Source organism: Aureimonas sp. N4, assembly GCF_001463925.1.
GTDB classification, from domain to species: Bacteria; Pseudomonadota; Alphaproteobacteria; order Rhizobiales; family Rhizobiaceae; genus Aureimonas; species Aureimonas ureilytica_A.
This window is the reverse complement of record NZ_BBWS01000030.1, coordinates 68,564-90,605: the sequence shown is the minus strand read 5'-3', so window position 1 is coordinate 90,605 and position 22,042 is coordinate 68,564. Positions and strand designations below refer to the sequence as shown.

21 protein-coding genes are annotated in these 22,042 nt (G+C 65.8%); 10 read left to right on the top strand and 11 right to left on the bottom strand.

Going from position 1 to position 22,042, the window contains the following annotated elements:
• On the bottom strand, window positions 1-756 hold the full coding sequence (locus tag AUL28_RS09615; protein WP_062231963.1) for a 16S rRNA (uracil(1498)-N(3))-methyltransferase: 756 nt from the start codon (window positions 754-756) through the stop codon (window positions 1-3).
• A 180-nt stretch (window positions 757-936) separates the two neighbouring features.
• Between AUL28_RS09615 and AUL28_RS09610 the strand changes: the two genes are divergently transcribed.
• A complete protein-coding gene (locus AUL28_RS09610) occupies window positions 937-1,734 on the top strand; it encodes an SDR family NAD(P)-dependent oxidoreductase (protein WP_062231961.1) in 798 nt (265 codons plus the stop codon).
• A gap of 56 nt (window positions 1,735-1,790) precedes the next feature.
• Here AUL28_RS09610 and AUL28_RS09605 read toward each other — a convergent pair whose 3' ends face one another.
• Window positions 1,791-2,003, bottom strand: coding sequence for a hypothetical protein (locus AUL28_RS09605; RefSeq protein ID WP_062231959.1), 213 nt, complete (start codon window positions 2,001-2,003; stop codon window positions 1,791-1,793).
• 171 nt (window positions 2,004-2,174) lie between these two features.
• On the opposite strand from AUL28_RS09605, the gene AUL28_RS09600 reads away from it, so the two are divergent.
• From AUL28_RS09600 to glcF, 3 genes are read left to right on the top strand one after another with little or no spacing between them, the layout of a single operon-like run.
• Window positions 2,175-3,668, top strand: coding sequence for an FAD-linked oxidase C-terminal domain-containing protein (locus tag AUL28_RS09600; protein WP_062231957.1), 1,494 nt, complete (start codon window positions 2,175-2,177; stop codon window positions 3,666-3,668).
• A 6-nt stretch (window positions 3,669-3,674) separates the two neighbouring features.
• Window positions 3,675-4,910 (top strand): glycolate oxidase subunit GlcE, encoded by a 1,236-nt coding sequence (gene glcE / locus AUL28_RS09595; RefSeq protein WP_082640369.1) that lies wholly within the window; start codon window positions 3,675-3,677, stop codon window positions 4,908-4,910.
• Between the two features lie 4 nt (window positions 4,911-4,914).
• Window positions 4,915-6,258, top strand: a complete 1,344-nt coding sequence (glcF, locus tag AUL28_RS09590) for a glycolate oxidase subunit GlcF (protein ID WP_062231955.1) — start codon at window positions 4,915-4,917, stop codon at window positions 6,256-6,258.
• 72 nt (window positions 6,259-6,330) lie between these two features.
• Here glcF and AUL28_RS09585 read toward each other — a convergent pair whose 3' ends face one another.
• From AUL28_RS09585 to AUL28_RS09575, 3 genes are all read right to left on the bottom strand, one after another.
• Window positions 6,331-7,104 (bottom strand): L,D-transpeptidase, encoded by a 774-nt coding sequence (locus AUL28_RS09585; protein WP_058601510.1) that lies wholly within the window; start codon window positions 7,102-7,104, stop codon window positions 6,331-6,333.
• Window positions 7,105-7,248: 144 nt separating this feature from the next.
• Complete coding sequence (locus AUL28_RS22065) at window positions 7,249-8,145, bottom strand: L,D-transpeptidase (RefSeq protein WP_082640368.1); 897 nt, start codon at window positions 8,143-8,145, stop codon at window positions 7,249-7,251.
• 154 nt (window positions 8,146-8,299) lie between these two features.
• On the bottom strand, window positions 8,300-9,046 hold the full coding sequence (locus AUL28_RS09575) for a DUF2927 domain-containing protein (protein ID WP_062231953.1): 747 nt from the start codon (window positions 9,044-9,046) through the stop codon (window positions 8,300-8,302).
• 134 nt (window positions 9,047-9,180) lie between these two features.
• Between AUL28_RS09575 and AUL28_RS09570 the strand changes: the two genes are divergently transcribed.
• From AUL28_RS09570 to hisG, 4 genes are all read left to right on the top strand, one after another.
• Window positions 9,181-9,849: a DNA-3-methyladenine glycosylase I gene (locus AUL28_RS09570; protein WP_062231951.1), complete on the top strand. Its 669-nt coding sequence runs from the start codon at window positions 9,181-9,183 to the stop codon at window positions 9,847-9,849.
• 83 nt (window positions 9,850-9,932) lie between these two features.
• Window positions 9,933-11,453 (top strand): histidine--tRNA ligase, encoded by a 1,521-nt coding sequence (gene hisS / locus AUL28_RS09565; protein ID WP_062231949.1) that lies wholly within the window; start codon window positions 9,933-9,935, stop codon window positions 11,451-11,453.
• Between the two features lie 10 nt (window positions 11,454-11,463).
• Window positions 11,464-12,618, top strand: a complete 1,155-nt coding sequence (locus AUL28_RS09560; RefSeq protein WP_062231947.1) for an ATP phosphoribosyltransferase regulatory subunit — start codon at window positions 11,464-11,466, stop codon at window positions 12,616-12,618.
• Window positions 12,615-13,307, top strand: coding sequence for an ATP phosphoribosyltransferase (gene hisG, locus AUL28_RS09555; RefSeq protein ID WP_062231945.1), 693 nt, complete (start codon window positions 12,615-12,617; stop codon window positions 13,305-13,307). Before AUL28_RS09560 ends, hisG begins: the two co-directional genes overlap by 4 nt.
• A gap of 54 nt (window positions 13,308-13,361) precedes the next feature.
• On the opposite strand, the gene AUL28_RS09550 is transcribed toward hisG, so the two are convergent.
• The 6 genes from AUL28_RS09550 to groES all read right to left on the bottom strand — a co-directional run bounded on the left by AUL28_RS09550 (window position 13,362) and on the right by groES (window position 18,925).
• Entirely contained in the window at window positions 13,362-13,826 is a 465-nt protein-coding gene (locus AUL28_RS09550; protein ID WP_306302758.1) for a DoxX family protein, read from the bottom strand.
• 62 nt (window positions 13,827-13,888) lie between these two features.
• On the bottom strand, window positions 13,889-15,280 hold the full coding sequence (gene fumC / locus AUL28_RS09545) for a class II fumarate hydratase (protein ID WP_062231941.1): 1,392 nt from the start codon (window positions 15,278-15,280) through the stop codon (window positions 13,889-13,891).
• A 155-nt stretch (window positions 15,281-15,435) separates the two neighbouring features.
• Entirely contained in the window at window positions 15,436-15,627 is a 192-nt protein-coding gene (locus AUL28_RS09540; protein WP_062231937.1) for a CsbD family protein, read from the bottom strand.
• 88 nt (window positions 15,628-15,715) lie between these two features.
• Window positions 15,716-16,492 (bottom strand): sulfite exporter TauE/SafE family protein, encoded by a 777-nt coding sequence (locus AUL28_RS09535; protein WP_062217891.1) that lies wholly within the window; start codon window positions 16,490-16,492, stop codon window positions 15,716-15,718.
• Window positions 16,493-16,892: 400 nt separating this feature from the next.
• The gene (gene groL / locus AUL28_RS09530; protein ID WP_062231935.1) at window positions 16,893-18,536 is read right to left on the bottom strand and encodes a chaperonin GroEL; all 1,644 of its coding nucleotides are present in this window, start codon (window positions 18,534-18,536) and stop codon (window positions 16,893-16,895) included.
• A 92-nt stretch (window positions 18,537-18,628) separates the two neighbouring features.
• Window positions 18,629-18,925, bottom strand: a complete 297-nt coding sequence (groES, locus tag AUL28_RS09525; protein WP_019996686.1) for a co-chaperone GroES — start codon at window positions 18,923-18,925, stop codon at window positions 18,629-18,631.
• A 324-nt stretch (window positions 18,926-19,249) separates the two neighbouring features.
• Between groES and AUL28_RS09520 the strand changes: the two genes are divergently transcribed.
• Together AUL28_RS09520 and AUL28_RS09515 are read left to right on the top strand one after the other, a co-directional pair.
• Window positions 19,250-21,124 (top strand): pilus assembly protein TadG-related protein, encoded by a 1,875-nt coding sequence (locus AUL28_RS09520; RefSeq protein ID WP_062231933.1) that lies wholly within the window; start codon window positions 19,250-19,252, stop codon window positions 21,122-21,124.
• A 76-nt stretch (window positions 21,125-21,200) separates the two neighbouring features.
• Window positions 21,201-22,040: a TIGR01459 family HAD-type hydrolase gene (locus AUL28_RS09515; protein WP_062231931.1), complete on the top strand. Its 840-nt coding sequence runs from the start codon at window positions 21,201-21,203 to the stop codon at window positions 22,038-22,040.
• The last annotated feature ends 2 nt before the right edge of the window (window positions 22,041-22,042 follow it).

Genomic DNA, 22,042 nt, shown 5'->3' with positions numbered 1-22,042 from the left:
TCATGAAGACGCGGGGCTGCGCCAGTCTCCCGCCACGGCCTGCACCACGGCCAGCGCCGCGACGGCGGCCGTGTCGGCGCGCAGGATGCGCGGCCCCAGCGAAATCGGCTTGACGAAGGGGAGGGCGAGCAGCGTCTCGCGCTCCTCTCGCGAGAAGCCGCCCTCGGGGCCGATGAGGAGGGCGAGCGGCCGGCCGGCGAGGGGCAAGAGCCCCTCCACCGGGCTCTCCGCGCCCGCCCGCTCGTCGCAGAAGAGCAGCGTGCGTGCCTCGTCCCATTCGGCCAGAACCTTGTCGAGCTTCTGGATGTCGCGGCATTCGGGCACGGAGAGAACGCCGCATTGCTCGGCCGCCTCCACGGCATTGGCTTCTGCGCGCTGGCGGTTGAAGCGCGGGGCCTGGCAATGCTGCGTCATGACGGGCTGGATCAGCCCCGCGCCCATCTCCACCGCTTTCTGGATCATGTAGTCGAGCCGGGCGCTTTTGAGTGGCGCGAAGAGCCAGGTGAGATCGGGGCGCGGCGTCTGGTCGCGCAGATTTTCCTCCGGCACGAGAAACAGGCGCTTCTTGCTTTCGCGCTTCAGGCTGGCGCGCCATTCGCCGTCCCGCCCGTTGAACGCGAGGATCGACGCGCCGTCCTCCAAACGCAGAACATTCAGGAGATAATTGACCTGTTCGGGCGTCGCTTCCACGCTGAGGCCGGGCGAGAGGTCATGGTCCAGAAAGAGGCGCTGACCGGAAAAATCGTAATCAGGCATCGGTCCTCGCGGCCGCTGGCTCCGAGCAGGGCGAAACCAACCTGCGGAGCATTCGTTGTCGCCGACATGATGCCGGCCTGTCCCTCGCGTTTTAGCGAACATGGCCGGTCTTTCCAGCCGTCCCCTTGGTCCGGTCACAGGATCCAAGGGCCGGCGCTTTTTCTGGGAGTTTCCTGCGACATGGACCTGATTATCAAGGGGCGCGTCGCGCTCATCACCGGCGCGGATGGCGGCATGGGCTTTGCCGTCGCCAAACTCCTGGCCGAGGAGGGCGTAAAGCTCGTTCTGGCGGACAAGAAGCTGGACGAGGCGAATGCGCGCCGGGGCGAGTTGCCGCAGGACACGATTCTCGTTCAAGCCGATCTGACAAAGCAAGCCGACGCCGATGCCATCGTGGCCGAGGCCATCAGGCGGTTCGGCAAGCTGGACATCGCCGTTCACACCGCTGGCATCACGGGCGCCAAGGGCGATCCGCTGGAACTGTCCGACGCCGATTACGAAGAGGCCTGGCAGACCGATTTCATGTCGGCGGTGCGCGTCGCGCGGGCCGCGATCCCGGAAATGAAGAAGGGCCGCTGGGGCCGCTTCGTCTGCATCACGTCGGAAAACGCCGTCCAGCCCTATTGGGAAGAGGCGACCTACAATGTCGCGAAGGCCGGCGTCGCGGCCTTTGCCAAGGGCCTGTCCTACAGGCTGGCCGCTGACGGCATTCTCGTCAACACGGTCGCCCCCGCCTTTATCGAGACGGCGATGACGGACGAGATGATGGAAAAACGCGCCGAGGAGCGCGGCACGTCGAAAGACGAGGCGATCCAGTCCTTTCTGGAGGAGGAGCGTCCGGGCATCGTGCAGAAGCGCCGGGGGCGGGTGGACGAGGTGGCGGCGGCCGTCGCGCTTCTCGTGTCCGAGCGGGCGTCTTTCATCAACGGCGCGAATCTGCGGGTCGATGGCGGCTCGGTTCAGGCGGTCCAGAACTGACAGCCCGACGCAAAACGGGCGGCCCGAAAGCCGCCCGTTCTACCTGTGACATCGTGTCAGAGATGTTTGCCGGGGTCGATCTTGGGGCCGTCGATGCGGCTGGGAGAGATCGGGTCGGACGCGGGGAAGGTCTCGTCCAGAGCCTCGTCCAGTTCCTCTTCCTCGGTCATCGGGCGTTCCTGCCCGCCCGGCGTCACGCCCTCGGGCTCGACGGCGCGGGGCGTCTCTTCCGGGGCGGTCGGCTTGTGGCGTTCGTCCGTCTGGCTCATCGAATGTCTCCATTGTCCTGAGATCAACGGGCGGGCCGGACGGGTCGTTCCCGGTTTCCGCCCGGCAATGGACTTTGGAGCGGGGCTTCCTTAGCATCGTTCCAAATCCGCCGGCCGGCCTGTCCGCGCCCGTGTCGGCAGACTTCATGTCGTGGAGGACGGGAGGAAACCATGACGATCGCCATGCCCAAACCCAGCCCGGAGATTCTGGGCCGGCGGGCCGAGATCGTGTCGGCGCTGCGCGCCATCGTGCCGGGTGAAGGCGTGGTGGATGCGAGCGTGGAAATGCGCGTGTTCGAAACCGACGCGCTGACCGCCTATCGGCAATTGCCGCTCGCCGTCGTGCTGCCCGAGACGGTGCCGCAGGTCGCCGCGATCCTGCGCTATTGCCACGCCAATCGCATTCCCGTCGTGCCACGCGGCTCCGGCACGTCGCTGTCGGGCGGCTCGCTGCCGCTTGAAGATGGCGTGCTTCTGGTTCTGTCGCGCTTCAATCGCATTCTGGATGTCGATTTCGATAATCGCTGCGCCGTGGTGCAGCCGGGTGTCACCAATCTCGGCATCACCAAGGCCGTGGAACATGCCGGCTTCTACTATGCGCCCGATCCGTCCTCGCAGATCGCCTGTTCCATCGGTGGCAATGTGGCCGAAAATTCCGGCGGCGTGCATTGCCTCAAATACGGGCTGACCGCCAACAACGTGCTGGGCGTCGAGTTCGTCACCATGGAAGGCGACGTGATCCGCCTAGGCGGCAAGCATCTGGATGCGGAGGGCTACGATCTCTTGGGCCTGATGACCGGCTCGGAAGGGTTGCTCGGCGTCGTGACCGAAGTCACCGTGCGCATTCTCCAGGCCCCCGAAACCGCGCGCGCCGTGTTGATCGGCTTCCCGACCTCGGAACAGGCGGGGGCCTGCGTGGCCGAGATCATCGCGCAGGGCATCATTCCCGGCGGCATGGAGATGATGGATCGACCGGCGATCCACGCGGCGGAGGCCTTCGTCCATGCGGGCTATCCGCTCGATGTCGAAGCGCTTTTGATCGTGGAACTCGACGGCGTGAAAGCGGAGGTCGATCATCTCCTCTCGGAAGTCGAGGGCATCGCCACCAAGAACGGCGCGACCACCGCGCGCGTCTCGCAATCGGCCGAGGAGCGGATGCGCTTCTGGGCGGGGCGCAAGGCGGCCTTTCCCGCGGTCGGGCGCATCTCGCCCGATTATCTCTGCATGGACGGCACCATCCCGCGCAAGGAGTTGCCCCGCGTGCTCGCCGGCATGAAGGCTCTTTCGGAGAAATACGGGCTGGGGGTGGCCAATGTCTTTCATGCCGGAGACGGCAATCTCCATCCGCTCATTCTCTACGATGCGTCGAAGGACGACGAGCTTCAGCGGGCCGAGGATTTCGGCGCCGACATCCTGCGCCTCTGCGTCGAGGTCGGCGGCGTGCTGACGGGCGAGCACGGCGTCGGCATTGAGAAGCGCGATCTCATGACCGAAATGTTCGCCGAAGACGATCTGAAGCATCAGATCCGCGTCAAATGCGCCTTCGACGATCGCCATCTGCTCAATCCCGGCAAGGTCTTTCCTGTGCTGCATCGCTGCGCCGAACTCGGCCGGCTTCATGTCCATGCCGGCAAGCTGCCGTTCCCCGACCTGCCGAGGTTCTGAGAGTTCATGTCCCTTTCCCCGAACGCGCCGGCTGTGCCGGACCCGTTCCGTCCCGAAAGCGTCGAGGCGCTGCGCGGTGTCGTGGCCGAGGCGCTGGCTCGCAAGGAGCCGCTCGCCGTCGAGGGCCGTGGTTCCAAGACGGGGCTCGGCCGCCCGGTCCAGGCTGCGCACACGCTGTCTCTCGCCGGCCTCTCCGGCGTCAATTTCTACGAGCCGGAAGAACTCGTCATCTCCGCCAGGGCCGGCACCCCGATCGCCGAGATCGAAGCGCTGCTCTCCGAGCGCGGCCAGCGCTTCGATTTCGAGCCGATGGATTACGGCCCCTTGCACGGCCGCCCGGCCGGCGAAGGGACGATCGGCGGCGTGCTCGCCTGCAACCTGTCAGGCCCGCGCCGGCTGAAGCAGGGCGCGGCGCGCGATCATATTCTGGGCGTCACCGCCGTGTCAGGCCGGGGCGAAATCTTCCGCTCCGGCGGGCGCGTGGTGAAGAACGTCACGGGCTATGACCTGTCCAAGGGCATGGCCGGTTCCTACGGCACGCTCGCGGTGATGGCCGATGTCATCTTCAAGACCATGCCACGCCCCCCGGCCGAGACCACGCTGCTGCTGCGCGGCCTGTCGGACGGGGAGGCGGCGCAGGCCATGAGCGCTGCGCTCGGCTCCTCGGTCGAGGCTTCGGGCGCGTCGCATCTGCCCTATGGCGTCGCCGCGCGCGTGCTCGGTGGCGAGCTGGGCCGGGAGGCCGCGACCGCCATTCGGCTCGACGGGTTCGGCCCCTCTGTCGCAGCCCGGGCCGAGCATTTGGGTGCGGGACTCTCTCGCGTCGGCCCGCTGGAGCGGCTGGAGGGCGAGGCGTCGGAGCGCTTCTGGCGCGATATCCGGGACGTCGCACCCTTTGCCGACGGCACCGAAAGCCCGGTCTGGCGCGTGTCTCTGCCGCCGATGCAGGGGCATGATTTCGTCATGGCGCTGCGGATGCAGGCGGCGGCCGACGCCTTCTACGATTGGCAGGGCGGCCTCGTCTGGCTGCGCATGGATGGTGGACGCAGCGAGGCCGATCTCGTGCGCGGGCTGCTTGCGCGCCATGGCGGCGGCCATGCGACGCTGGTGCGCGCGCCCGAGGCCGAGCGGCTGAGCCTTCCCGTCTTCCAGCCGCAGCCGGCCCCGCTCGCCGCCCTGTCCCGCCGCCTCAAGGATCAGTTCGATCCCGCCGGCATCCTCAATCCCGGCCGGATGACTTGACCCGATGCAAACCGCATTCACCCCGACGGCGCTTCAAAACCCGGATACGGCCGAAAGCGCCTCGATCATCCGCAAATGCGTCCATTGCGGCTTCTGCACGGCGACCTGCCCGACCTATGTGACGCTCGGCAACGAGCTCGACAGTCCGCGCGGGCGCATCTACCTCGTCAAGGAGATGCTGGAAAACGGCCGCCCGGCCGACGAGAAGACGGTCACGCATATCGACCGCTGCCTGTCCTGCCTGTCCTGCATGACGACCTGCCCCTCGGGCGTGAACTACATGCATCTCGTGGACCATGCGCGCGCCCATATCGAGCGCACCTACAAGCGGCCCTTCGCCGACCGCATGATCCGCGAGGTGCTCGCCCGCGTCCTGCCCTATCCCGAGCGCTTCCGCTGGAGCTTGAAACTCGCGCGCCTGGCGCGGCCCTTCGCGGACGCGCTCGCGGGCGTCAAGCCTCTGAAGCCGCTGGGTGCCATGCTGAAGCTCGCGCCGGCCCATGTGCCTGCGGCGTCCGCCAATGACCGGCCGGGCCTGCGCGCGCCCGCCGGCGCGGTGCAAAAGCGCGTCGCCTTGCTGCGCGGCTGCGCCCAATCCGTGCTCGACCCCGGCATCAACGAGGCGACCGTGCGGCTTCTCAACCGGCTTGGCGTCGAGATCGTCCTGCCGAAGGGGGAGGGATGCTGCGGTGCGCTGACCCACCATATGGGCCGCGAGGAAGAGGCTCTGGATTTTGCCCGGCGTAATGTCGATGTCTGGGCGGGGGAAGCCGAGCGCTTGGAGCTCGACGCCATCGTCATCACCGCGTCGGGCTGCGGCACGGTGATCAAGGATTACGGCCATATGCTGCGCCTCGACCCCGCCTATGCCGAGAAGGCCGCGCGCGTTTCGGCGCTCGCCAAGGACGTCACGGAATTCCTGTCCAGCCTCGACCTGCCGCTGCCGGCAAACCCGGTCGAGGCCATTGTCGCCTATCATTCCGCCTGCTCCATGCAGCACGGGCAGAAGATCACCCAGGCGCCCAAAGTGCTCCTCGCCCAGGCCGGCTTTACCGTGCGGGACGTGCCGGAGGGCCATTTGTGCTGCGGTTCGGCGGGCACCTACAACATCCTTCAGCCCGAGATTTCGGCCAAGCTGCGCGACCGCAAGGTCGCCAATATCGAGCGCGTGAAGCCCGATCTGATCGCCACCGGCAATATCGGCTGCATGACGCAGATCGGATCGGCCACGGGCATTCCGATCCTGCACACGATCGAACTGCTCGACTGGGCCTTCGGCGGCGAAAAGCCGGAGAAGCTCGCCGGTCGCGACTTCCGCCGGGTCGAACGCAAGGTTGCAGCCGAATAGGCAGAGACGCCAAGCGCAACAAAAAAGGCCCGCCAATGAGCGGGCCTTTTCGAGAGAACTTCTCAGACCGTGTCAGCCGCCGAAGACGGACGCCAGTAGACCGCGGCCGGGCTGGCGAACCGTGCCGGCTTCCGCATAGACGCCGCTGCCGGACTGGCCGGGGCCGAGCACGATGACCTTCGTGCCGCGATCGGCGCGCGAGTAGAGATGGGTCACGTCCTCGTTCATCATGCGGATGCAGCCCGACGACATGTTGAGGCCGATCGTCCAGGGCTGGTTGGTGCCATGGATGCGGAACATGGAATCGCCGCCGCCGCGATAGAGATACATGGCGCGCGCGCCAAGCGGATTGTCCGGGCCGCCGGCCATATAGGCGGGCAGGATATGGCCCTTGGCGCGCTCACGGGCGACCATCGTGGCCGGCGGGGTCCAGCCCGGCCATTCGGCCTTGCGGCCGATCTTCATCGTGCCGCCCCAGGCGAAGCCTTCCTTGCCGACGCCCACGCCATAGCGCGTCGCCATGCCGCCCGGCTCGACGAAATACAGGAACTTGCGGTCCGTATCGATGATGATCGTGCCGGGCTTCTCCTGGGTGGAGATGCGCACGGTCTGGCGCTTGAAGCGCGGATCGACCGGGCGCATGGCCTGCGGCTGGCGCGCCACGCGCACCGGGGCACGGCCAAGTGTGGCGCCGGCGCTCGGAACGGTGGCATTCGCGCCGCCGCCGCGCACAACCCATTGCTGGGTGCTGTGGTCGAAATAGCGCGTTTCGGCGCTGGCGCTTCCCATCAGGACGAGGCTGGCGAGCCCCGCGAGCATGGCCGTTTTGGACGAGATGATACGCATCGAACAATCCTTCGAAACGGGCGAAAACTTGAATTAAAACAATCCGGTCGCGAGACTCTTCGCCGGCCTTATCGTGTCAGGGAAGATGGGGCGCGGGCAGGTGAGGAAACCGCCCTCGCGCGCGATTGTCCTGACCTGTTGCCGTTAGAGCACAATCACGCGCGCACCGACCGGCACGCGGTCATAGAGATCGACGACATCCTCATTGCGCATCCGAATGCAGCCGGAGGAAACCGCCTGACCGATGGTCCAAGGCTGGTTGGTGCCGTGGATGCGGTAGAGCGAGGAGCCGAGATAAAGCGCGCGGGCGCCGAGCGGGTTCTCGATGCCGCCTTCCATGCGCGCCGGCAGGATGCGCCCCTTGGCGCGCTCGCGCGCGACCATCTCGGAGGGCGGGGTCCAATCCGGCCATTCCGCCTTGCGGCTGACGCGGTGCGTACCGGCCCATTCGAAGCCCGGCTTGCCGACGCCCACGCCATAGCGCGTGGCGCGTCCATTGGCTTCCACGAGGTAAAGAAAGCGCGCATTCGTATCGATCACCACTGTGCCCGGCGCATAACCGGAATAGGCGACCTCCTGCGGCAGAAAGGCGGGCGCGAGCGCGCGCGGGGCGGTGTTGCGCTGGCCCAAGCGTCGGGTCGCAGGCTCGGGGGCCATATGGCGGGCAGGGGCGCTCGCGCTGGCAAAGAGCGGCTGGCGCTCGCGACGGCGCTCCACATGGCGGCGCGCGACCGGCGGCGGGGATGCGCCCAGAACCACAGGGTCGGCCGACTGGTAGGAGCCGAGCGGCTCCACCGGCCCACCATCGCGCCTGATGACGCCCACGGGGATGTTGCCGCGGAAGATCACCGTGCCGGCCGGATAGGCTTGCGTCAAAGTCTGCGCCTGATAGCCCGGCACGACGCCGCTGCCCGGCGAAAGCTGGAGCACGCGCTCTGCGGCCTCGCGCCTGTCGAGGCTCAAGGGGCGGCGCTCCTGCGCCTGCACGGCGGTCAGAGTCGTGACGATAAGGGAAAACGCCAGAAGAGGGCGAGCGAACATCAGCGGACACCTCGGGGGTCGCGAAAGGCTCGGGAACGAGCCGCTTGGCGCGAGGATGCCGCCGTAAATTTGAGCGATTGGTGAATCGATGACGTTTGGTCATCTGTTCCCCCCGCTCGGGTGCGATCATGGTGAAGAGGGTGCTAACGACCCTTCACAGGCGCAGACGCCGCTTAACCTCTTTCAGAATGGTCGGCAGAAGGGGCGCGGCGTCGCCTCGGCTCATGCCGGGCGTCAGGCGCTCGTCATACAGCATGTTCATGAGAACTCGGTCATAGGGCGTGAATCGGGTCAGCTTCGACGTGTCGTTGAAGACGCTTTGCGGCGCGTCGGAATTGTCGTTGAGCGGGCCGAGCCCTTGCAGCACCTCCTCGATCAGGCAGCGGCGAAACAGAAGGTCGCCCTCGTCCGACACGATGATCGCGTCCGCCCGCGTGATGCCGGAGCGCCCATAGCTGGCGCGCGCGATGCAATTACCCGGCGTGGTGCCGAAAGGGCGGTGATAGACCTCCCGCCCGACGCGCTGGTAATCGTCGCGATCCACCACATGCACCACGAAATTCGCCGCCTCACCCCGCTTGGCCATCGTGATGTCGAGCCCATCCACCTGCCGATTGATCTCCCGCACGAAGCTCGCCACGGCCTGCTCGCGGTCGATCTCGGAGTCGTTTTCGACACGCACGCGGACGGGGCCGGGAAATTTCTTGAGATAGCTCGAATCGCTGAATGCCCCGGTGATCTCGGCGCTGAAGACCACCGCGTCGAAACCTTCGATCATCTTGGCATCAGCGGGCAGGGCCTGCGCCAGCGCCGGGGCGGCGAAGGCCAAAAGGAGAAGTGCGAGCGCCAGCAGCCGTCGATGGCCGGACGCAAGGTGGGAGAGGGGACGCGGGGCAGGCATGGCGGCGGACTCGGGAGGAGCGGACGGGAGGCCCCTGTTTGTGCGGCGCTGCGCGGGCCAAGGCAAGTCGCCTTGCGGTGATCACGGGGAATAGCTCGCTTGCTCGGCTCTCTGCGGGGATGCAAGTTCAGCCCATGAGCGAACGCACCGACTCCGCACCCGAATCGCCCCTCGCGCCCGGCCTTCTTCTGGGTGCCGATGGTGAGCCGCGCTGCACCTGGGCCGGCGCGGGCGAGGATTATGTGCGCTATCACGACGAGGAATGGGGCCGGCCGAGCGCCGACGATACAAGGCTCTTCGAAAAGCTCTGCCTCGAAGGTTTTCAGTCGGGCCTGTCCTGGATCACCATCCTACGCAAGCGCGCGCATTTCCGCGAGCGTTTCGATGGGTTCGAGATCGAGCGCGTGGCCGCCTTCGACGAGGCTGACATCGAATCCATCGTGACCGATCCCGGCGTCATCCGCCATCGCGGCAAGATCGTCTCCACGATCAACAATGCCCGCCGCGCCCTGGCGCTGCGCGAGAAGACGGGCGCAAGCCTCGCCGCCTTCCTCTGGCGCTTCGAACCGCCGGCGAGCGAGCGGCCCGAACGCATGACCCTCGAATGGGCGCGGGCCAACCCGCAGACGCCGGCTTCCCAGCGCCTGTCCAAGGCGCTGCGGGCGGAAGGGTTCAGCTTCGTCGGCCCGACCACGGCCTATGCCTTCATGCAGTCCATGGGCTTCGTGAACGACCATATGGAGGGCTGCTGCATTCGGGGAGACTGCGAGGCGGCGCGGCAAAACTTCGTCCGGCCGCGCTGAAAATGGCGTCAGCCTTGCCGCTCCCGCGTTCCATGGGCTAGGACGCGAGCTAACTCGTTTCGTCCTTATTCGCAGGCAGTCCCATGGCCCCCAAGAAGCCCTCCCGCGTGAAGGCCCGCCAGCCGCGCGGCTTCGTGGATCGCACGTCCGCCGATCTCCTGGCGCAGGAGCGGATGCTCGGCATCATCCGCCGCGTCTACGAGACCTATGGATTCGAGCCCGTGGAAACGCCGTTCTTCGAATATACGGACGCGCTCGGCAAGTTCCTGCCGGACTCGGACCGGCCCAACGAAGGCGTCTTCTCGTTGCAGGACGACGACGAGGAATGGCTGAGCTTGCGCTACGACCTGACCGCGCCGCTCGCCCGCCATGTCGCGGAGAATTTCGAGGAGCTGCCCAAGCCCTATCGCTCCTACCGGGCGGGCTACGTCTTCCGCAACGAGAAGCCCGGCCCCGGCCGCTTCCGCCAGTTCATGCAGTTCGACGCCGATATCGTCGGCGCGCCGAACGTCTCGGCCGATGCCGAGATGGCGATGATGATGGCCGACACGATGGAGGCGCTCGGCATCGAGCGCGGCCAGTATGTGATCCGGGTCAACAACCGCAAGGTTCTGGACGGCATTCTCGACGCGATCGGGCTGGAAGGGGACGCCCCGCGCCGGCTCACCGTGCTGCGCGCGCTCGACAAGTTCGACAAGTTCGGCGCGCCGGGCGTGCGCCTGCTGCTCGGCCCCGGCCGCTTGGACGAGGGCGGCGGCAAGGGCGACTTCACCAAGGGCGCCGAATTGCCGGACGAGGCGATCACCCGCGTCCTGCGCATTTTCGAACTGACGGACGCTTCGGGCGAGGCGCGTCTTGAGGCTGTGCGCGCGGCCTTCGGCGGGCATCCCGTGGTGGACGAGGGCCTGGGCGAACTCGACCAGATCCGCGCCTTCGCGGTCGCGGCCGGCTATGGCGACGAGCGGGTGCTGATCGACCCCTCCGTCGTGCGCGGCCTCGAATATTACACCGGCCCCGTCTTCGAGGCCGAGCTTCTGTTCGATGTCGTGAACGAGAAGGGCCAGAAGGTGCAGTTCGGCTCGGTCGGCGGCGGCGGGCGCTATGACGGGCTCGTTTCGCGCTTCATGTCGACGCCGGTTCCCGCCACCGGCTTTTCCATCGGCGTCTCGCGGCTCCAGACCGCGCTGAAGAATCTCGGCCGCCTCGGCAACGAAACCCTGCCAGGCCCCGTGGTCGTCACCGTGATGGACCGCGACCGGATGGCCGATTACCAGCGCATGGCGACGCTGCTCCGCCGTGAGCTGAACGGCGAAGGCCGGCCGCTGGTGCCGGTCGAGGTGTTTCAAGGCAATCCGAAGCAGTTCGGCAAGCAGCTGCAATATGCCGACCGGCGCGGCGCGCCCGTCGTCGTTATCCAGGGCGGAGACGAGAAGGCGTCCGGCAAGGTGCAGGTGAAGGATCTCGTGGAAGGCAAGCGCCTCGCCGCCGGGATCGAGGACAATGCCGAATGGCGCGAGGCGCGCGCGGGGCAGGAACTCGTGGACGAGGCCGATCTCGTGCAGGCCGTGCGCCGCATCCTCGACCGCCACGCCGGGCGCTCGTGAGGGCGAGCCGATGAGCCGGCTCTTTCCGGCGGCCGAAACCGGCACGCCCTTCGACGGCGCGCTGGCGCGTTTCTTCGCCTCGGTCGGCGCCTCGCTGGTTTCGACGCCGCTTCTCCAGCGCGCCGAGCCCTATCTGGACACGGCCGGCGAGGACCTGCGCCGGCGCATCTTCCTGACGCGGGGCGAGGGCGGCGAAACGCTGTGCCTGCGCCCTGATTTCACCATTCCCGTTTGCCTCGCCCATATCGAGGGCGACGAGGCCCTTCCGCGCCGCTACGCCTATAACGGGCTCGTCTTCCGCCAGCGGCGGGGCGAGGCGGCTGAGTTCCGCCAAGCCGGCATCGAGAATCTCGGCGACACCGACCGTGCCCGCGCCGACGCGGCGACGCTGGCCGAAGCGCTGACGGCGCTCGCCGCCTGCGGCCTGGCCGAGGCCGAGCGCCTGTCGATCACCATTGGCGATCAGGGCCTGTTCGAGGCCGTGTTGAAGGCTCTGGACCTTCCGGCCGGCTGGCAGCGGCGCCTGATCCGCACCTTCGGCCAGAACGATCTCTTGGCGCGGGCGCTCGAAACGCTGGCCTCCGACCGCTCGGGCGAGGTCGAGAATATCGCGCCCGATGCCTTGGCCCTCGCCCGGGAAGACCGGCTTGCCGAGCTGGAAGCCTTGGTGCAGGCGCGCATGGACGACGCGGGCCTGCCCCCCAATCGCAGCCGATCCCCGGCCGAGATCGCGGCGCGGCTGGCGGAGAAGGTGCGCCTGTCCGACACGCGCCTGCGCGGCGCGGCGCTGGAGCGCCTGCGCGCTTTCCTGTCGCTGGACTGCGCGGTGTCAGAGGCCTCCGAGCGCCTGCGGGCGCTGGCGGATGAGCACGGGCTCGACCTCACGGGCGCGCTCGCCTTCTTCGACGCGCGGGCCGAGGCGCTGGCCGCGGCCGGCGTCGATCTTTCCACCTTGCGCTATCGCGCCGCCTTCGGGCGCACGCTCGACTATTATACGGGCTTCGTCTTCGAGATCGGTGCGCCGGGTTTGGGCGAGCCCCTGGCGGGCGGCGGCCGCTATGACCGGCTCGTGTCCTATCTCGGCGCGCGCGATCCCATTCCGGCCGTCGGCTTCGCTCTGTATCTCGACCGCCTGCCCAAGGCGCAGAAGGAGGCGCGGCCATGACGCTGACGCTCGCCATCCCGTCCAAGGGCCGGCTCAAGGAGCAATGCGTGGCCTCGCTGGCCTCGGCCGGTATCACGGTTCACCCGAGCGACGACGCGCGCTCCTATCGCACCCGCACGGAGGGCATGGAGGGGCTTGACGTCCTCCTCCTATCGGCCTCCGAGATCGCGCGCGAGCTGCGCGATGGGGCGATCGATCTGGGCGTGACGGGCGAGGACTTGCTTCGCGAGACCATGCCCGATTTCGACGAGCGCGGCCGCATCGTCTCCCGCCTCGGCTTCGGCCATGCCGATGTCGTGGTGGCCGTGCCCGACAGTTGGCTCGATGTGGAAACGATGGAAGACCTCGGCGATGTCGCGGCCGGCTACCGCGCCGCCCATGGCCGCCGCCTGCGCATCGCGACGAAATATTGGCGCCTGACGCAGGGCTTCTTCACCAAGAGCCACGGTATCCAGAGCTATCGCATCGTGGAAAGCTTGGGCGCGACGGAAGGCGCGCCGGCGGCGGGCTCGGCCGATATCATCGTGGACATCACCTCCACGGGCTCGACGCTGACGGCCAATCACCTGCGCGTTCTCAAAGACGGCACGATCCTTCGCTCGGAGGCCTGCTTGGCGCTGGCGACCAAGCCGCGCGAGGCTTTGGACGAAGCGGCGTTGGCCGAGCTTGTCAGGCGTTTCCAAGGCTGAAACGCCAAGCGGCCGCCCGAAGGCGGCCGCCGCGAATGCCATAGGGGCTTTGTCTCAGGCGCGGCGCGAGCGCGCGTCCACCGAGTAAGCGCCGGCGCCAGCCGTTCCCAGGATCAAGAAACCTCCGACGATCGTGAGGTTTTTCAACGAAGCCTGCATATCGCCGTAATGGCCAAAGTAAATCGTGCCTAGCGTGAAGACGGCCAACACGTAAGCGACGATGAGCGTCTGAAAGCCGAGAAGAATGGCGAGACCGCCAAAAAACTCGAGAGCGCCTATGAGATATGCCGCTGCTATGCCGCCAGGAACGCCAACGCTGGCGAAGTAACCTGCGGTGCCCGCTGCATTGCTGAGCTTCCCGAAGCCTGCATAGATGAAGAGAAGCGATAGAAGAACACGTCCGGCGAGAACAACTGCGGGGTTCATAGTGCGTGGCTCCGTAATGGCCGTTTTGATGAAGTTGAATGTGAACCATGGCTCATGGCCAAGATAGCCCGGCGGAACGCGACTGATCGTCAACGAAAAACGCCCCAATCGCGCGATTGGGGCGTCTCATCAGACCAATCTTCTGGAAAGGGCGATCAGCCCGGACGGGTCATCGCCGCTGGATCGACGATCCGGTCATAGTCTTCGCCCGAGACGAGGCCGGAGGCGAGGGCTTCCTCGCGCAGCGTCGTGCCCTTCTTGTGGGCGGTCTTGGCGATGGTCGCGGCATTGTCGTAGCCGATGGTGGGGGCGAGCGCCGTCACCAGCATGAGCGACTGCTGCATCAGATCCTTGATGCGGTCCTCGTTGGCCTTGATGCCATCGACGCAATGTTCGCGGAACGAATCCATACCGTCGGCGAGAAGCCGGATTGAGGAGATCACGGCATTGGCGATCACGGGCTTGAAGACGTTCAACTCGAAATGGCCTTGGGAAGCCGCGACCGTCACGGTCGTCTCGTGGCCGAAGACCTCGGCGGCGACCATGGTCAGCGCTTCACACTGGGTCGGGTTGACCTTGCCCGGCATGATCGAGGAGCCCGGCTCGTTCTCGGGCAGCGACAGCTCGCCGAGGCCCGAACGCGGGCCGGAGCCGAGGAAGCGGATGTCGTTGGCGATCTTGAAGAGATCGGTCGCGAGCGCGTTGAGCGAGCCGTGGAAGAAGGCCAGCGCACCGTGCGAGGCGAGCGCCTCGAACTTGTTCTCGGCCGTGCGGAACGGCAGGCCGGTGAGCTTGGCGATCTCGGCGGCGATCTTCACGTCGAAGCCGACCGGGGCGTTCAGCCCGGTACCAACAGCCGTGCCGCCCTGCGCGAGGGCATAGACGTCTTCGATCGCCTGTTCGATGCGGCGCTTGCCCAGCTTCAGCGCGGCGGCATAGCCCGAAAATTCCTGGCCGAGCGTAATCGGGGTGGCATCCTGCGTGTGCGTGCGGCCGATCTTGATGATGTGATCGAACTCGTTCGCCTTCTTGTCGAGCGAGGCATGGAGCGCGTCGATCGCCGGCAGGATGCGCTTCGTCGCCTCGATGGCAACGGCCACGTGAATGGCCGTCGGGAACACGTCGTTCGAGGACTGGCCCATATTGACGTGGTCGTTCGGGTGGATCGGCTTCTTGGAGCCCTGCTCGCCGCCGAGCATCTCGATGCCCCGGTTCGAGATCACCTCGTTGACGTTCATGTTGGTCTGCGTGCCCGAGCCGGTCTGATAGACCACGAGCGGGAAATGATCGTCGAGCTTGCCGGAGATGACCTCATCGGCGGCCGCTTCGATCGTCTCGGCCAGCTTGCCGTCCAGCTTGCCCATGGCGCGGTTGACGCGCGCGGCGGCCTTCTTGACCGTGGCGAGGGCGTGGATCACGGCGATCGGCTGCTTGTCGGTGCCGATGCGGAAATTGTTGAGGGAGCGCTCGGTCTGCGCGCCCCAGTAGCGGTCGCTCGCGACGTCGATCGCGCCGATCGAATCCGTTTCGCGTCTGGTGCTGGTCATCGGTCTTCCCCTCGCGACAAGGCGCCCGTCGTCCCGCGTGTGGGAGCGGCGCCTCCGCGCGGTTATCACGACAAGAGGAGGGGAGAAACCCTTTGGCCCAACGAAAAGAGCCAGCCTTTCGGCTGGCTCCCAACTCAAACGATTGAACCCGAAACTTAGTGCTTGGAGCCCAGCGTGTCTTTCGCGGCGTCCTTGACCTTGCCGTAGTTCTTCTCGGTCTTGCCTTCGGCCTGATCGGCGAGGCCTTCGGCCTGCAGGCGATCGTTGCCGACCAGCTTGCCGAGGCCTTCCTTGACCTTGCCACCGAGTTCCTTGGCGCCGCCCGAGATCTCGTTCTTGTCGACCATAACCTGTCTCCTCAAGGTGTATCGGACGCCGTGTCCGATTTTCGAAAAGGAGAACAGCAGAGCGCAGCGATCCGTTCCCGGCTCAAGATTACATTTTCGACAGGATCGCGACGATCTGCTGGAGCGCGAGTGCGCAGATCAGCAGGCCCACGATACGCAGGAGCCAGCGTTCGGGAATGCGTTTCACGGCGTAGCCCGCCAAGGGTGCGGCCAGAATGCCCCCCGCGATCAGGCCCAGCACCGAGAGGGCGTGGTCGGTCAGATCGCCCGCTTCCTCCCAATGTCCGGTGACGAGCGCCAGAAGGAACGCCAGCGAAACCGAGAGCGTGACAAGGAATTCGGCGGCGTTCACCGTGCCGATGACGTAGCGTGGCTGGCCGCCGGCCCCAAGCAGGCCCGAGGTCACGACCGGCCCCCAGCCGCCGCCGCCGATTGAATCCAAAAAGCCGCCGGCCGCGCCCAGCGGCGGCACGAGCGCCATGGGCGTCTGGGCTCGCGGGATCGTGCGAAAGGAGCGCAGCGTCAGCATGATGCCGATCGCGGCAAGATAGGCCGCGACGAAGGGACGGATCGTGCCGCCATCGATCGAGGTCAGCACATAGGTGCCGAGCACCGCGCCGATCACGCCGAAGGGCACGAGCCGCCAGAACAGCTTCCAGTCGATATTGCGGTTGACGATATGGGCCGTGCCCGAAGCGGCCGTGGTGAAAAGCTCCGCCGTGTGGACCGAGGCCGAGGCGACCGAAGGCGGCACGCCGAAGCTCATGAGGACGGTCGAAGAAATGACGCCATAGGCCATGCCCAGCGCGCCATCCACCAGTTGCGCCAAGGCACCGACGAAGAAGAAGATGAAGAATTCGCTCATGCACCGTCCAGACAGGGGGGGGGGGCGAGCGCCCCGTTTCGGCCCTGTCATAGACGCGAAATCGCCGCGATGCGCCAGCGCGCGAAGGGTCAACTCTTCCGAAGGGCGGCTTGAACAGAGGGCATCGATCCGAACGGCAGGCACGAAAAAAAGGGGCCCGCTTGCGCGAGCCCCCTTATGACTAAGCCTATCGGCCTTCCTTGCCCTGTCGGGCTTGGAAGTCCATGCCGCCACCTGAAACCGGACTTGCCCGGTTTCAGCACCATTGAGGATGTGCGGCTTGATGGCCTTCCTTGCCCTGTTGGGCTTAGAAGTCCATGCCGCCACCTGAAACCGGGCTTGCCCGGTTTCAGCACCCTTGAGGATGGGCGGCTTGATGGCCTTCTTCGCCCTGTTGGGCTTAGAAGTCCATGCCGCCCATGCCGCCCATGCCGCCGCCCGGCATGGAAGGAGCACCGGAGTCCTTCTTCGGAGCTTCGGAGATCATGGCTTCGGTGGTGACGAGGAGGCCGGCGACCGAAGCCGCGTCCTGCAGAGCCGAGCGAACGACCTTCACCGGATCGACGATACCGGCCTGGATCATGTCGCCATACTCGCCCGTCTGGGCGTTGTAGCCGAAGGTCAGCGAGCCGTTGTCGAGGATCTTGCCGACCACGATCGAGCCTTCGCCACCGGCGTTCTGGACGATCTGACGGATCGGAGCCTGGAGCGCCTTGCGGACGATCGCGATGCCGGCGTCCTGATCGGCGTTCTCGCCCTTCAGGTCGACCGCGTTGGACGCGCGCAGCAGAGCCACGCCGCCGCCGGGGACGATGCCTTCTTCCACGGCCGCGCGGGTCGCGTTGAGCGCGTCGTCAACGCGGTCCTTCTTTTCCTTGACTTCGACTTCCGTCGAGCCGCCGACGCGGATCACCGCGACGCCGCCGGCGAGCTTGGCCAGACGCTCCTGGAGCTTCTCGCGGTCGTAGTCCGAAGAGGTCTCTTCGATCTGCTGCTTGATCTGGGCGACGCGCGCCTTGATGCCGTCGGCTTCACCGTTGCCGTCGACGATCGTGGTGTTCTCCTTGGTGATGGAGACCTTCTTGGCGCGGCCGAGCATGTCGAGCGTGACGCTCTCGAGCTTGATGCCGAGGTCTTCGGAGATGACCTGACCGCCCGTGAGGATCGCGATGTCCTCGAGCATGGCCTTGCGGCGATCGCCGAAGCCGGGAGCCTTGACGGCCGCGATCTTCAGGCCGCCACGCAGCTTGTTGACGACGAGCGTGGCCAGAGCCTCGCCTTCCACGTCCTCGGCGATGATGACGAGAGGACGGCCCGACTGCACGACGGCTTCGAGAACCGGCAGCATCGCCTGGAGGTTGGAGAGCTTCTTCTCGTGCAGGAGGATGTACGCGTCCTCGAGCTCGGCGACCATCTTCTCGGCGTTGGTCACGAAGTAGGGCGAGAGGTAGCCACGGTCGAACTGCATGCCTTCGACGACTTCGAGCTCGGTCTCGGCGGTCTTGGCTTCCTCGACGGTGATGACACCCTCGTTGCCGACCTTCTGCATCGCGGACGCGATCATCTGGCCGATTTCCTTCTCGCCATTGGCGGAGATGGTGCCGACCTGAGCGACCTCGTCGGAGGTCTCGATCTTGCGAGCCGAGGAGACGAGCGTCTCGACGACCTTGGCGACCGCTGCGTCGATGCCGCGCTTGACGTCCATCGGGTTCATGCCGGCGGCAACCGCCTTGGCGCCCTCGCGGACGATGGCCTGGGCCAGAACCGTCGCGGTGGTGGTGCCGTCACCGGCCTTGTCGTTGGTCTTCGAGGCCACTTCGCGCACCATCTGGGCGCCCATGTTCTCGAACTTGTCCTCGAGCTCGATCTCCTTGGCGACGGACACGCCGTCCTTGGTGATGCGAGGCGCGCCGAACGACTTGTCGATCACGACGTTGCGGCCCTTGGGGCCGAGCGTGACCTTCACCGCGTCGGCAAGAATGTCGACGCCGCGCAGCATGCGCTCGCGGGCGTCACGACCGAATTTTACGTCCTTGGCAGCCATGTTTTCGTCTCCTGGGCGCGCCGGGGACCGGTCCGCGCCGTGTCGAATGGAAAGGGAAGGAAACGGACCGAACGATCAGTCCGGACGATGGGTCAGCCGACGATCCCGAGGATGTCGGATTCCTTCATGATGAGCAGGTCTTCGCCGCCGAGCTTGATCTCGGTGCCAGACCACTTGCCGAACAGGATGCGGTCGCCGGCCTTGACTTCGAGCGGGTTGACCTTGCCGGTCTCGTCGCGAGCGCCCGCGCCGACGGCGACGATCTCGCCTTCCTGCGGCTTTTCCTTCGCGGTGTCCGGGATGATGATGCCGCCAGCCGTCTTGCTCTCGGACTCGACGCGCCGCACCACGACACGATCGTGCAGGGGGCGGAAATTCACGTTGGCCATCTCAGTCGAACCTTCTTGGCTATGGGGGGACCGACCAGCGAAGCGATCGATCCGAGGATTCTGGCACTCACTAAAGTGGAGTGCTAACGCGGCCTAGATAGGGGAGGGCATCCCTCCCTGTCAAGATTCGTCGTCGCGCCGCAAGGTGGCGAGTATCGCAGATGGCGTTAAGGTTAACGCCGCACCAGTCTGACCGGCAAAAATGATGACCCGATACGGAAGGATTGGAAAGATTCCGTCCTTAACTATGCATGATGGCTTAGCGAATCGCCTGTTCGGGTGCCACCCGGGGTTTGAAGCGCTGCGACCGGAGTGCGTTCTGAGATGTTCGAAACACAGACCCCGCCGCCGGCTGATCGGCCGTTCCGACGCGCCCTGCTGCGGGACCGGGGCGGCAACTTCACCATCATGGCGGCGGTTCTTCTCTTTCCGATCCTGATGGGGATCGCGGCGGCGGCCGACATCAGCCTCTTCTACAGCGGCCGAACGGCCGTTCAGTCCGCCACCGACGCAGCCGCGCTCGCCGCGGCCAAACAGTTCAGCGTGGACCAGGACTCGGGCCGGCTTCAGACGCTGGCCGAAAACGTGTTCGCCGCGAACATGGCCGGTGTCGCGCAGACGACCGGGACCCTGACCTATGAGGGGACGGACTGGACGCCGGAGGGAACACGCGAACTGAAGATTTCCGTCTGCTCCACCTACGATCCCTTCTTTCTCCCGGCGCTGAATATCTCGTTCACGGGATTGAAAGGAAAGGATTGCGCGAGGACGCAGAGCGTCGTCGCGGTCGGCTCCACCACGGTGGAAGTTGCCTTCGTGCTCGATACGTCGGGCTCCATGAACGACAGTCCGGCCAAGGGCGGCCCCGCCAAGATCTCCACCCTCAAAACCCAGGCCGCGAAGGCGATTGACACCCTTTTCGGATCGGGTTCGTCCGCTGGGCCCCAGGACCCGGTGCGCGTCGGCATCGTGCCCTTTTCGGGTGGGGTGAATGTTGGGCCGGAGCACCTGAACGACTGGTGGATGGACCCCAAGGGACTGTCACCGCTCCACAACGAAAATCTCGACTGGAGAACGTATCACGGCGCGACAGGCCTTGATCAGCCGCTCGCCGTCAAGGTCAACGGATACTCCACTTCGACATCGCTTCTGAATCCGACGACCTATCTAACCCGGCAACTCATTTACGCTTCGCTTGGGGCGAAGAATTCCAACTGGGCTTATCGAGGATGTGTGGAGTCGCGGGCGGCCAAATATGCACTGACGGACGCCTCGCCCTCCGAACTGGAGCCTGCGACCTTGTTTGTCCCTTACCTCGCGCCCGACGAGCCGGATAATTATTTGTATGGTTCCTGGACAAACAGTTATCTCGTGGACAGTTCGAAAGGCAATTACAGGCAGCGCCTGATGAATGTCGATAAATACTTCTCCAACGTTCGCCAGGATGGTCCGGTGGCGAATAACTTTCGCAACACGCCGAGCTTCATGTGCGACTCGGCCAAGCTGACGCCTTTGACGAACAGCAAGTCCCAAGCGCTCGCGGCGGTCGATAAACTCGTGGCGACGGGGGCGACCAATGTGCCGCAAGGGGTCGAATGGGGATGGAAGGTCTTGTCCAAAAACGAACCTTTTTCCGAGGGTCGAGCCGCCGGCGATGAAAATAACATCAAGGCGATGATCGTCATGACGGATGGTCAGAACACCTACTACAATTCTTACAGCGACGCGGTTTCTACCTTCGGCGCCTATGGCTATGCGGGTCCGGACTATAACGAGCCCGGCCAGAGCGTGGCGCGCCTCTTCGATTACAAGAGCGGTGTATCCACGGCCAACACCGACAGCAATTACACCGCCGCGTTGAACGGAAGGCTCGCTGCCATTTGCGAAAATTCCAAGAACGATGGCCGGATCAAGCTTAAGGATGGCTCGGGCACGCAGCTCAACGACGAGAAAGGGCCCGTCACGCGGGACGGCGTGCTGATCTACACGATCGCCTTCGACATTCCGGCCCAGTACCAGACTATGGTCAACGGCCTCCTGAAAGGCTGCGCCTCCTACAAGATCGGCGACCTCCGAAAAACCGAGCTGCCCTACAGGGACAAGGCGAAGTATTTCTACAGCGCCGCCAATGCCAAGGATCTGGAAAACGCCTTCAGCGACATCATGGCCTCGCTCACCAACCTGCGCATCGCGCGCTGAGGCTCGGTGCCGCCTTGACCCGTCCCGCCGCCCTCCAGTATCGCCAGACCATAAAAGTGCGAAGTGGAAAGACGAGATGGTTCAGGCATTGCAAGCGATCGATCGTCTGGCCGACATCGCGGGCGCTTACGGCGCCATCTTCTGTGACGTCTGGGGTGTCGTGCACGATGGCGAGGCGCGCAACCCGCCGGCCGTCGCCGCGCTGGCCGAGGCACGCCGGGCCGGGGCTCATGTGGTTCTGCTCACCAATTCGCCGCGCCCGGCCGAGGGCGTTCGCGAGCAGCTCGATGCGCTCGGCGTATCGCGCGACAGCTATGACGCGATCGTCACCTCGGGCGACGCCACACGCGCGCTGATCTCGGCCGGCTCGCGACGTGTCTTTCATATCGGCACGGAGCGCAACGAAGATCTGTTCGAGGGCCTCGGTCTCGAACTCCTGGTCCCCGAAGAGGCCGATCTCGTGGTGGCGACCGGCCTCTTCGACGACGAACGCGAGACGCCGGACGATTATGTCGCTCTTCTCGACCGGATGGCGGCGCGCAACCTGCCGATGATCTGCGCCAATCCCGACATCGTGGTGCATCGCGGCGAGCGGCTGATCTACTGCGCGGGGGCGGTCGCGCGCGCCTATGCCGAGCGGGGGCAGGTCGTGCATCTGGCCGGCAAGCCGCATCCGCCGATCTATGATGTGGCGAGTTCCCTCCTGCCGAAGGCCGGCGTGCCGATCTTGTGCGTCGGCGACGGCATGTTCACCGACGTGAAGGGCGCCAATACGTTCGGCGCCGACTGTCTCTTCATCTCCGACGGCATCCATCGCGACGAACTGGCGGACGCAAACGGCGATCCGGCGCGTCTGGCTGAGGCGCTGGACGGGCGTGGCCTCGCGGCTCGTTTCGTCCAGCCGTTCCTGCGCTGACC

Bases quoted from the DNA above. Each gene is read 5' to 3' on its own strand.
- AUL28_RS09560 (WP_062231947.1), top strand. From the start codon at position 11,464: ATGAGCCGGCTCTTTCCGGCGGCCGAAACCGGCACGCCCTTCGACGGC.
- AUL28_RS09585 (WP_058601510.1), bottom strand. From the start codon at position 7,104: ATGCGTATCATCTCGTCCAAAACGGCCATGCTCGCGGGGCTCGCCAGC.
- AUL28_RS09540 (WP_062231937.1), bottom strand. From the start codon at position 15,627: ATGGTCGACAAGAACGAGATCTCGGGCGGCGCCAAGGAACTCGGTGGC.
- AUL28_RS09605 (WP_062231959.1), bottom strand. From the start codon at position 2,003: ATGAGCCAGACGGACGAACGCCACAAGCCGACCGCCCCGGAAGAGACG.
- groL (WP_062231935.1), bottom strand. From the start codon at position 18,536: ATGGCTGCCAAGGACGTAAAATTCGGTCGTGACGCCCGCGAGCGCATG.
- fumC (WP_062231941.1), bottom strand. From the start codon at position 15,280: ATGACCAGCACCAGACGCGAAACGGATTCGATCGGCGCGATCGACGTC.
- groES (WP_019996686.1), bottom strand. From the start codon at position 18,925: ATGGCCAACGTGAATTTCCGCCCCCTGCACGATCGTGTCGTGGTGCGG.
- AUL28_RS09600 (WP_062231957.1), top strand. From the start codon at position 2,175: ATGACGATCGCCATGCCCAAACCCAGCCCGGAGATTCTGGGCCGGCGG.
- AUL28_RS09615 (WP_062231963.1), bottom strand. From the start codon at position 756: ATGCCTGATTACGATTTTTCCGGTCAGCGCCTCTTTCTGGACCATGAC.
- glcF (WP_062231955.1), top strand. From the start codon at position 4,915: ATGCAAACCGCATTCACCCCGACGGCGCTTCAAAACCCGGATACGGCC.
- AUL28_RS09515 (WP_062231931.1), top strand. From the start codon at position 21,201: ATGGTTCAGGCATTGCAAGCGATCGATCGTCTGGCCGACATCGCGGGC.
- AUL28_RS09610 (WP_062231961.1), top strand. From the start codon at position 937: ATGGACCTGATTATCAAGGGGCGCGTCGCGCTCATCACCGGCGCGGAT.
- glcE (WP_082640369.1), top strand. From the start codon at position 3,675: ATGTCCCTTTCCCCGAACGCGCCGGCTGTGCCGGACCCGTTCCGTCCC.
- AUL28_RS09520 (WP_062231933.1), top strand. From the start codon at position 19,250: ATGTTCGAAACACAGACCCCGCCGCCGGCTGATCGGCCGTTCCGACGC.
- AUL28_RS22065 (WP_082640368.1), bottom strand. From the start codon at position 8,145: ATGTTCGCTCGCCCTCTTCTGGCGTTTTCCCTTATCGTCACGACTCTG.
- AUL28_RS09575 (WP_062231953.1), bottom strand. From the start codon at position 9,046: ATGCCTGCCCCGCGTCCCCTCTCCCACCTTGCGTCCGGCCATCGACGG.
- hisS (WP_062231949.1), top strand. From the start codon at position 9,933: ATGGCCCCCAAGAAGCCCTCCCGCGTGAAGGCCCGCCAGCCGCGCGGC.
- AUL28_RS09570 (WP_062231951.1), top strand. From the start codon at position 9,181: ATGAGCGAACGCACCGACTCCGCACCCGAATCGCCCCTCGCGCCCGGC.
- hisG (WP_062231945.1), top strand. From the start codon at position 12,615: ATGACGCTGACGCTCGCCATCCCGTCCAAGGGCCGGCTCAAGGAGCAA.
- AUL28_RS09535 (WP_062217891.1), bottom strand. From the start codon at position 16,492: ATGAGCGAATTCTTCATCTTCTTCTTCGTCGGTGCCTTGGCGCAACTG.